The organism is uncultured Phyllobacterium sp. (genome assembly GCF_902479695.1).
Classification (GTDB): domain Bacteria; phylum Pseudomonadota; class Alphaproteobacteria; order Rhizobiales; family Rhizobiaceae; genus Phyllobacterium; species Phyllobacterium calauticae.
This window is the reverse complement of the sequence record NZ_CABSQF010000007.1, coordinates 142,643-152,900: the sequence shown is the minus strand read 5'-3', so window position 1 is coordinate 152,900 and position 10,258 is coordinate 142,643. Positions and strand designations below refer to the sequence as shown.

Below are 10,258 nucleotides of genomic sequence, written 5' to 3'. Positions count from 1 at the left end.
TCCTGTGCCACCGCTCATCTCCCTGTTCGCAACCGTCCTGCCCGCCAGCGCCAGCCAATATAGCACCACTGCGAACCAAATACGAAACCAAAAGAAAATATAACGCGCATCAACGCGCCCGGCAAGCTACTACTCAGGCCTTCAGACCACCCTATCTGACATTTACGGACGTGCGGCCGACGACAAGCTTGCGCTTGCTCCTTCCCGCTGAGGTTCCTCTGCTTCTTTCGTATCGGCCAGCGCAAGCAGGCGAACCTGCAATGCCGCCGACTGCAACAGTTCAAACGCCTTGTAGCGATGCCGGTGCAGGGTTTCGATTGCACCGTCCACCGGCTGGAATATTCTGGAAAGGCGCGACATCCCCTTCATCGCCTCGGCCAGGGATGGGTGGTATCCCGCCGCTGTCGCCCCGAGCATGGCTGCCCCCAGCAATACCGGTTCCGGCGTGTCGGCGATGGCGACCGGCAGGTTGGTCGTGTCCGCCAAAAGCTGCCGCACCAGGTTACTTTGGGCAGCTCCGCCACTGGCAACAATCATGTCGAGGTGGATACCGTCCTGCTCCAGCCTGTCCAAAAGCTGTTTGAGGCCGTAGCCGATGCCGCACAGGCCGGCAATGTAGAGCGAAACCAGATCTGCAACATCCGTTCCAAGCCCAAGACCGGCAATGACCGCCCGCGCATCGGGGTCAGCATGCGGCGAGCGGTTGCCGAGGAATTCCGGAACGACATGCACCGATTTTGCCAGCTCCGCCGCATGCGACAGATCAGGGCAGAGCGCAATGGCGCAACGGTCAAGCCAGGCAACAAGGGATAGGTTTTCAACCTTGGCCTTGGCACTGGCCTCGGCATGGGCGGGGTGCATGGTGACGAGATGATCGATTGCCGCGCCGGCTGCCGACTGGCCGCCTTCGGTCAACCAGAGGCCCGGAATCATCGCGGAATAATACGGTCCCCAGACCCCGTCGACAAAGACGGGACGATCGCTGGATGCCATGGAACAGGCCGATGTCCCGAAGATGTAAGCGATGCGGTTTCGTGCATCGGAATGCCCTGCGGCATCGGCAGCGCCCAGCGTTCCGACACCGCCGGCATGGGCGTCGATCAGGGCAGCACCGACAGCCGTGCCCGGCATCAGCCCAAGATCGGCCGCGGCCTGTTGCGTCAGCCCCTCGGCCAGAGGGGTGCCGGGATCGACGATGTCGGTGCCGATGCGGGAAAAGCCTTCCGCAGCGAGTTCCCCAAGTCCGATATCCTGAAAATACCGCGCATCCCAGCGCTTCTCATGCGCAAGATAGGTCCATTTGCAGGTCACCGTGCATACCGAGCGGCTAAGCGAGCCAGTCGCGCGCCATGTCAGATAGTCGGCCAGATCGAAGAAGTGACCGGCCGCGGCAAACTGGTCCGGCAGGTTGCGCTTCAGCCAGAGAAGCTTCGGCGTTTCCATCTCCGGCGAAATCCGGCCGCCCACATAGCGCAGCACCTCGTGCTTGCCCGCATTGATCTCGGCTGCCTCGCCGGATGCGCGGTGATCCATCCACACGATGATGTTGCGGGCGGGATCCCCGGAAGGACCAACCGCGAGCGGTGCTCCGTCAGCGCCGACCACAACCAGCGAACAGGTTGCGTCAAAGCCGATCCCGGCGATTGCCGAAGCCGAAATCTTTGCCGATGCGACGGCCTCCCGTGTGCTGCCGCACACGGCCTGCCAGATTTGCTCGCTCGACTGCTCGACGATGCCGCCCGTTGCATGCCAGATCGAAATCGGCCGTTTGGCCGATGCCACAAGGCTGCCATTGCCGTCAAAGATACCGGCACGCGCACTGCCGGTGCCGACATCGATCCCGAGAAAATACTGTGTCATGCCTAGAGGTCCGTGCTGTGTGGAAGGATAACGATATCGCGGATCGTGACGTTACGCGGCCTGGACAACATGAACAATACGGCTTCCGCCACCTCGTTCGCCTCCATCAATCCGCCTGAAGCGATGGCTTCATCCAGCTTCTCCTGCGGCCAATCGCTGATCAGCGCCGTGACGACCGGGCCCGGCGCGACCGCACCCACACGAATGCCGTGCTTTATCACCTGCCGCCTGACCGTATGAACGAATGCCTGCACCGCGTGTTTGGACGCCGTGTAGATCGGCTCCCACACCACCGGAACCAGACCTGCGATGGAACTGGTCATGATGATATCGCCGGTCTTCCTCTCCACCATGTGAGGGAGCACCGCCTGAACCGACCGGAATGCCGCATTGATGTTGAGGTTCAGCATCCGGTCCCAGGCATCGGGATCACCATCCGCCACCTCTCCGCCGATATAGGAACCGGCATTGGCGTGGAAAATATCGAGCCTGCCAAAGCGCTCGAGAATGTTCGGCATCATCGTCGCGACACTGGCGGGATTGGTCAGGTCGACAACCAGAGGGTAAGCCTGCGGTCCCAGTTCGGAGCACACGCTTGTCAGGGCACCTTCGGCCCTGTCGATGAGGGCAACGCTGACGCCCTCCCGCAGCAATGTTCTGGCGCATTCAAGGCCGATTCCCGATGCGGCGCCGGTGATCGCCGCAACCTTTCCGGACAAATCCTGTTTCATATCATTCCTCACTTTGGGGTTTGTGTCAGGCGCGCCCATGCGACACTCTTGATCGGCGGGCGAGTGAATCCACGATGACGGCGATGGCGAGAACGGCACCCGTGATCATGTAGCGAAGCGACGACGACAGATCGAGCAGGGTCAGGCCATTGGCAATCGACTGAATGACGATGATGCCAAGCAGGGCCGAATAGGCATTGCCCCGGCCGCCGAAGAGGCTGGTTCCGCCGATGACCGCTGCCGCGATGGCGTTGAGATTGACGTCGCCGGTACCGGCCTGCTGGCTCGCCGATGCGAGGCGGGCCGCCGAAAGCACCCCGCCGAACGCGGCAAACATCGAGCACAGCACGAAGGCGCTCATGTAGATGAACCGCACATTGATGCCGGCACGGCGGGCGGCTTCCCGATTGCCGCCGACAGCAGTCATGGACCGTCCCCAGCGGGTTCGGGTCAATGCGTAGCTCATGGCCACCACCAGGCCCACGAACAGACCGAACATCCAGGGAATGCCGCGGCCCTGATTGAGATAGAACACAACCAGTTCCAGAGCCGTTGTCATGACCACAGCGCGGAAAACAATGCCGCTGACCGAAGGCGCGGACAGATGTGCCGCGCGCCGGTGCGCGATGGTACGCAGGCCCGAAACCAGCAGAACGATCCCCGGTATGACCGCAAGCGTGTACGAAACGGGACGCGGCATGACCAGCAGCTGGCCGAAATCGACGATTGCCGAACCATAGGGCAGATTGATCGAGCCTGTCGCTCCCAGCACGTAGAGCTGCATTCCCAGCACGGCCAGCAACCCGGCAAGCGTCGAGATGAAGCTCGGCATCCCCAGGCGGTTGAACAGCAAGGCGTAGAGACAGCCGAACAGTCCGCCGACGGCGACAGCCGCGACGATCGCAAGGGCAATCGGCCAGCCCTGGTTGACCCAGAGCGTCCCCACCAGCGCCGAGGCGAAGCCGCTGATCGAGCCGACGGAAAGGTCGATCTCCCCGACCATGAGAACACAGACGATCCCCAGGGATATGACCCCGACCGTCGAGGCATCGAACAGCAGGTTGACGAGATTGTTGCTCGACAGGAAGATGGGATTGAGGCTGGCGAAGACGGTCCAGATGATGATCAGGCCGGCCACGACCGGCAGCGATCCGAGATCGCCGGATTTCACGCGGTCGAAAAAGGCGCGGACTGCGTCGCTCACGCCGGCTTCATGTTTTACCCGCACATCGCTGCGATCCAGCAACATGGCGGCTTGCTTGCCGTCCTTGGTCATGGGTGTCCCTCCTGATTGCTGTTGACCGGCACCTGCAGCCGGCGCGCCCGGCGGGACACCGAATTGTCTGCGGCGCCCGTGATGGCCCCGACCAGTTCGTGGTTCGACGCGTCGGGATAGAATATACCGTTGTTGCGCCCGAGCCTGAGGACCACGATGCGGTCGGCGACGGCGCGCACATCTTCCATGTTGTGGCTGATCATCACCACGCCGAGGCCACGATCGCGGACCCGTTCGATCAGGTTGAGCACCTCGGCGGTCTGGGCCACGCCGAGCGCTGCCGTTGGCTCGTCAAGCAGGATGAGCTTGGGCTCGAGCAGAAGTGAGCGCGCAATTGCGACGGTCTGGCGCTGCCCGCCCGATAGCGATGCAATCGGAATGCGCACGCTTGGAATGCGTGCTGCAAGCTCATTCAAAAGCGTCCAGGCGCGCACTTCCATCGACGTCTCGTCGAGTTTCAACGGGCTGAGTTCCCGGCCCAGGAAGATATTGGCAACGACATCCAGGTTTTCGCAGAGCGCGAGATCCTGGAATACGGTGGCTATGCCCAGATCGAGCGCCGTGCTCGGATTGGCCAGCGTCACAGTATTGCCGCTGAAGGTGATCGTGCCGGAGCTTGGCTGGTGCACGCCAGCCAGGATTTTCACCAGGGTTGATTTACCGGCACCGTTGTCGCCGACGAGGGCCACGACTTCGCCCGCATGCACGTCCAGATCAATGTCCGTCAGTGCCGACACGGCGCCAAAATTCTTGGATACACCACGCAGGCTGAGCACAGGCTCGCCTGAAGGAATCGTTTCATCGGAAATATCAGTCATTGCTACCTGCCTTTCGGTATACCAGGGCGGAGTGAAACGATGAGCTTCCGACCGCGTGCGGCCGGAAAGCGTCTTTCACGCATTCGTCAATTGATGCCGAGCTTCCTGCAGCCCTCCGCATAGCGGCCGGTGCAAAGCTCTTCCGCCTTGATGATCTTCTTGTCGATAATCTCGGCCTTCAGATTCTCCGCCGTGACGACCGCCGGCGTGAACAGTTGGGACGGCGTATCGTACAGGGTCATTTCGGCCTTCGGCGTCTCGCCAGACAGCAGCTGGACGGCAACCTTGGCGGCAGCTGCCGCAACGATCTCGCTCGGCTTCGAGATGGTATTGTACTGGTCGCCCGCAATGATCAGCTGCAACGCCGCAATCGTCGCGTCATTGCCGGTAATGGGCGGAAGCGGATCGACACCCGCCGCCTTGAAGGCGGCAATAGCCCCGCCGCCCGTACCGTCATTGGCGGCTACAACACCCAGGATCTTGCTGCCGAAACGGGTGATCTGGCCGCTGGCCCATTGCTGTGCCTTTGGCGGCGCCCATTCCGGCGTGTCATACTCGGCAAGGATCGGATAGCCGCTGTGGTCGAGACCCGCATGAATGCCCTTCTTGATGAGACCGGCTGCAGCATCGGTCGGCGAACCATTGATCTGCAAGACGCCGCCCTCGCCTGCCGGCACATTCGACGCCTTCAGGTGCTGTACCAGCGAATCCGCAATCGCCTTGCCGATCCCTTCATTGTTGAAGGAGACATAAAAATCAGCCGGAGTGGATGGGATCGGGCGATCGTAGGCGATGACCTTGACACCCTGGCTTTGCGCCAGCTTCACCAGCGAGGCCGCTGCCGTCGAGTCGACCGGGTCAAGCACGATTGCCTTGGCACCCTGCGCTATGACCGAGTTGAACTGCTGCTGCTGGCGGGACACGTCGGCATCGGCATTCTGGTAAATCACCTTGCAGCCGGGACAGAGCTTCTTCATCTCGGCTGCAAATCCCGGATAGTCGTGCTGCTCGTAGCGTGTGGATGCCTGATCCGGCATCAGGAACGCAATGGTCGCATCCGTTAGCTTGGCGGATTGTGCGAATGCGGACGTTCCGCCGAGCAGGCAAAATGCGAGCGCCGCGGCGCCGGTCTTCGTCGATGCAAATGATGTCACTGGAATTTCTCCCTTCCAAATGATGATGGTTTCGATGAATCCCGCGCTCGTTGAACGCCGGGACATGCTGTTTGAAGGACAAGGAAGGTCGTTCGAACCACGGGCATGGTTCGTTGCGCCTTGCTGTCAATGTTTGTTTTCCCGGTCCTTCCCGCTCAGGCGGCTTCTGACGCTCTTATATTTTTGGACAATAATGTTCGGAATCTTGTGGGTGCCATACCCTTCTGTTCCAGAAAGCGACGATTGAAATTCGAGATATTATTGAACCCTGACGTAAAACAGATATCGGTAATCGACATATCGGGTTTGCTCATCAGCAGGTGGCAGGCAAAATTGATCCGCAACCGGTTGACATACTGGACAAGCGCCATCCCGGTGTGGCGCCGGAAACTGCGGGAAAACGAACTCGGGTTCTGGCCGATCAGATCGGCAAGATCACCTTCGACGAAACGTCCGGTCAGGTTGGCATTGATATAGGCCAGAACCTTGTTCATCCCGCTCGACATGAATCCGGAAGGGTCGGGATGATACCGCGCACTCGCGAGTTCCCTGGTGCCCGAAGCGCTGCTCATATGATTGAGAATACCCATGAACAGCTGAATGCGGTCGATCCCTCTCGCATCGACAAGCTCTCCCAGCAAGGGACCGACCAATTCCGCTGTCCGGGGGGAGAACAATGCGCCCCGGCGGCTCATCTCCAGCATCTCCTTGCACGCGTACAGCTCGGGAAATGCCTCGTTTGCGGTTGAAAAGAACGACTCGGAGAATTGCAGCACCCGGCATCGCAGGGGCAAACTCGTTCCCGGCGGCACGTCACTGACCCAATTATGCGGCAGGTTCGGCCCCGTCAGCACGAGATTGCCGGGCTCGAAATCACCAATGAAATCGCCGACAAAATACTGGCCTGTCGTGACAACGACATGATGGATCTCGTATTCCGGATGGAAATGCCAACGGACTGTGCGATAGGGATAGCCGTGCTCCCAGGCTTTGAACGATTCGGCAATGCCGACGGCAACAACTTCCAAATCCGGCTTCATTCGGCGCTCCTCCCGCACTAGCCGGTGTCAATCCGGCTTGGGCAGCCTCCTCCCAGAGGCCATAGTCTCGTTATGGCCTTATAGTAAGCGCCGATAGTGCCGATAGCTACTACGCCACCAACACCAGATTGATACTTTTTTTGCATTATTTGGCCCTGAACAGGTTAATTCTCACTGCCGCGGCCATACTGCGTTCTCCAGACGAATATGGTCCGCGCTCCGCGACAGCAGGGCTATTCCACCCCGCGAAGAATGAGATCAGCTGCCTTTTCCGCAATCATGATGACAGGCGAATTGGTATTGCCGGAGACGATGTTTGGCATGATGGACGCATCGACGACGCGCAGTCCCGCGATGCCATGCACCCGCAGGGCATGATCGACAACGGACCGGTCGTCGCTGCCCATCCTGCAGGTCCCGACAGGATGAAAAATCGTGGTTGCGATATCCCCGGCGCGCTGGATCAATTCGTCGTCGCTCTGGTACTGCGTGCCGGGAAGCATTTCCGACGGACGATACTTTTTCAAGGTTTGCGTCGCCATGAGATTACGTGCGTGGCGGATCGACCGGGCCGCCAGCAGCCTGTCGCCTGGCGTTGACAGGTAGTTTGGCCGGATTTCCGGTTGCCGGCTGGCATCCGGTCCGGTGACATGGACGCTGCCACGGCTTTCCGGGCGCAGATTGCAGACGGACACGGTCACGGCGGGATAGCGGTGCAGCGGTTCGCCGAGGCGATCCGTGCTGAGCGGCTGGACGTGGTATTCCAGATCGGGTGTCAGCAGCGCGGGGTCGCTTTTGGCAAAAATGCCAAGCTGGCTCGGTGCCATCGACAATGGCCCTGAACGGCGCAACGCGTATTCCAGTCCCATCCCGGCCCGCGACAAGAGGTTGTGGTAAAGCTGGTTCAGCGTTTTCGCCCCTTCGATGCGGAAAACCGTGCGGATCTGCAGATGATCCTGCAGGTTCTCGCCGACGCCGCGCAGGTCATGAAACGATTCAATACCCGCCTGCTTCAGGAGATGAGAGTCTCCAATACCCGACAGTTCAAGGATTTTCGGCGAGTTGATCGCGCCCGCCGACAGGATGATTTCGCGAGCGGCAGCCTTGCAAAGCTGGCCGTTTCGCTCAAAGCGGATGGCTGTTGCGCGCTTGCCGTCAAACTCCAGCCTTTGCACCTCCGCGCCGGTCAATACCCGAAGATTGGACCGCTTCAAGACAGGACGCAGAAACGCCTTCGTGGTGTTCCAGCGAACGCCGCCGCGCTGATTGACCTCGAAATAGCCGGAACCCTCATTGTCACCGCCCTTGAAATCATCGGTCTTGCCAATGCCAAGCTCTTCGGCCGCATCGCGGAACGCATCGAGGATGGGCCAGGACAGGCGTTGCCGTTCGACGCGCCATTCGCCGCCCGCCCCATGCAGCGGCGAATTTCCACGGTAATTGTCTTCCGATTTGAGGAAATAGGGCAGGACATCGTCCCAGCCCCAGCCGGCGTTCCCGGCCTGCCGCCAGCCATCATAGTCGGCGGCCTGCCCCCGCATGTAGATCATGCCGTTGATCGACGAACAGCCGCCCAGCACCTTGCCGCGCGGATAGGGAAGCGAGCGGCCGTTCAGCCCTGCCTCCGCAGCGGTTTTCATCATCCAGTCCGTGCGCGGATTGCCCATGCAATAGAGATAGCCGATGGGCACGTGAATCCAGTGATAGCGGTCGCTGCCGCCCGCTTCGAGCAGGAGGACGCGGTTTTTCGGATCGGCTGACAGGCGGTTCGCCAGCACGCAGCCGGCCGATCCGGCCCCCACGATGATAAAATCATAGGCGCCTTCATCTATTGGCGATGCATTGCTCACGCTGCAGCCTCCGCCATCACGGCGTCACGCGCGGCCATACGCTTCCAGACCGGCGCCATGGCATCGGCGATATCCCGATAGAGCTGATAGCGCCTGGCATAATGGCCAGCCCTTGTAGCATCCGGCCGGTAGGACCGCTCCGTTACGACCATGGCCGCGGCACCGGCATCGAAATCGGGGAAAATGCCGACCGCTGTACCCGCGGCGATTGCTGCGCCGAGCGCCCCGGTCTGGCTCGACCGCGCCACTGTCACCGGAACCCCCAGGACATCGGCAAAAATCTGCGGCCAGATCAGGCTGCGCGAACCGCCGCCGGACAGCACCGCCTCGTCAAAATTGGCGCCTGCGTCCCGCAATGTTTCGATGTGCTGGCGATGGCCAAAGGCCACGCCTTCCAGCAAGGCCCGGATCAGATGGCCTTTCGTATGCCAGCCCGCGACGCCATAAAAACCTGCCCGGGCATTGCCGTCCTGCTGCGCGCCGTAGAGGAACGGGTGATAGATCGGATCGTCAGTGGCCGGTTCCACCGCCGCCGCCAGTTCACAGCAGCGATCGAATGGCGAGCCTCCATCCGGCTGTTCGCCGTGGAAGAACTCACGCACCAGCCATTCAAGGTTGGCGGCCGACGTCGCACTCGATTCAATCGCCATGTAACGCTCGCGATCGAAGGTCGACGACATGAAGAACGGTTTTTTGAGGCGGGGCGCGTCAACGACGACCTGATTGATGCTCCAGGTACCGGCGATGATCGACGCTGCACCCGTGCGGGTTACGCCCGAGCCGATTGCCGAGGCAATCACGTCGAACAGACCGCCAATGACCGGCGTGCCGGCGGCAAGACCGGTCTGGTCGGCGGCGGCCTGCGTGACCGTTCCGGCGATATCGGCACTTTCAATGAGCGGCGGCAGCAGGTCCATGCAATCGCCGAGCCCGAAGGCGGTCATCAGCTCGCGGTCATACCGCCGCTGCGCGACGTCGAGCAGCCCGCAACCTGCCATGTCGGACACCTCGCTCACGCGCTTTCCCGTCAGGCGGTTGACGATGAAATCCTTGCACAGGAACACCGTGCCGATCCGCACGAATGTTTCCGGCCGATGGCGTTTGATCCAGGCAAGCAGTGTCGGGGTCTGTGACGGCCAGGGCCGCTGCAGGCCGATCGGATAGGTGCGGTCGCCGACACCTTCCGCCTGCCATTCCTCAACCAGGTCAGCCGCCCGTGTGTCCAGGGACTGGATTGCCAGCAAAGGATTGCCCTGACGGTCAAGGGTATAAAGACCGTTGCCATGCCCGGCGCAGCCGATGGCAGCAATCTGCTCCGGGCCTATTCCGGCGTCGGCGATGCAGCGTTGAATGACCCGGCGCGCATTGGCCCAAAGCTCGTCCAGCCCGCGCTCCACGTGCCCCGGATGCGGCATGCTGCTGTGCCCCTCCTCGGCAGCCGCCGCAATCTCATTGCCTTGCCGGTCGAAGATGATGGCCTTGATGATGGTGTTGCCGGCATCAAGACCCAAAAGATACTCTCCCATACT

The 10,258-nt window shown here is 61.0% G+C and carries 8 protein-coding genes; all 8 read right to left on the bottom strand.

The window, feature by feature from the left end; all coding sequences use genetic code 11:
- Positions 1 to 162: 162 nt before the first annotated feature.
- The 8 genes from RDL77_RS06775 to RDL77_RS06740 all read right to left on the bottom strand — a co-directional run bounded on the left by RDL77_RS06775 (position 163) and on the right by RDL77_RS06740 (position 10,255).
- Positions 163 to 1,860, bottom strand: coding sequence for an FGGY-family carbohydrate kinase (locus RDL77_RS06775; protein ID WP_288192267.1), 1,698 nt, complete (start codon positions 1,858 to 1,860; stop codon positions 163 to 165).
- A 2-nt stretch (positions 1,861 to 1,862) separates the two neighbouring features.
- A complete protein-coding gene (locus RDL77_RS06770; RefSeq protein ID WP_223614923.1) occupies positions 1,863 to 2,591 on the bottom strand; it encodes an SDR family oxidoreductase in 729 nt (242 codons plus the stop codon).
- 25 nt (positions 2,592 to 2,616) lie between these two features.
- Positions 2,617 to 3,867: a sugar ABC transporter permease gene (locus RDL77_RS06765; RefSeq protein ID WP_288192266.1), complete on the bottom strand. Its 1,251-nt coding sequence runs from the start codon at positions 3,865 to 3,867 to the stop codon at positions 2,617 to 2,619.
- Positions 3,864 to 4,685: an ATP-binding cassette domain-containing protein gene (locus tag RDL77_RS06760; RefSeq protein WP_223614921.1), complete on the bottom strand. Its 822-nt coding sequence runs from the start codon at positions 4,683 to 4,685 to the stop codon at positions 3,864 to 3,866. The genes RDL77_RS06765 and RDL77_RS06760 overlap by 4 nt, the downstream gene beginning before the upstream one ends.
- 86 nt (positions 4,686 to 4,771) lie before the next feature.
- A complete protein-coding gene (locus RDL77_RS06755; protein WP_374042673.1) occupies positions 4,772 to 5,839 on the bottom strand; it encodes a sugar ABC transporter substrate-binding protein in 1,068 nt (355 codons plus the stop codon).
- A 155-nt stretch (positions 5,840 to 5,994) separates the two neighbouring features.
- Positions 5,995 to 6,879, bottom strand: a complete 885-nt coding sequence (locus tag RDL77_RS06750; protein WP_288192265.1) for a helix-turn-helix domain-containing protein — start codon at positions 6,877 to 6,879, stop codon at positions 5,995 to 5,997.
- Between the two features lie 233 nt (positions 6,880 to 7,112).
- Positions 7,113 to 8,729, bottom strand: coding sequence for a GMC family oxidoreductase (locus RDL77_RS06745; protein WP_288192264.1), 1,617 nt, complete (start codon positions 8,727 to 8,729; stop codon positions 7,113 to 7,115).
- Positions 8,726 to 10,255 (bottom strand): FGGY-family carbohydrate kinase, encoded by a 1,530-nt coding sequence (locus RDL77_RS06740; RefSeq protein WP_288192263.1) that lies wholly within the window; start codon positions 10,253 to 10,255, stop codon positions 8,726 to 8,728. Before RDL77_RS06740 ends, RDL77_RS06745 begins: the two co-directional genes overlap by 4 nt.
- Positions 10,256 to 10,258: the final 3 nt, after the last annotated feature.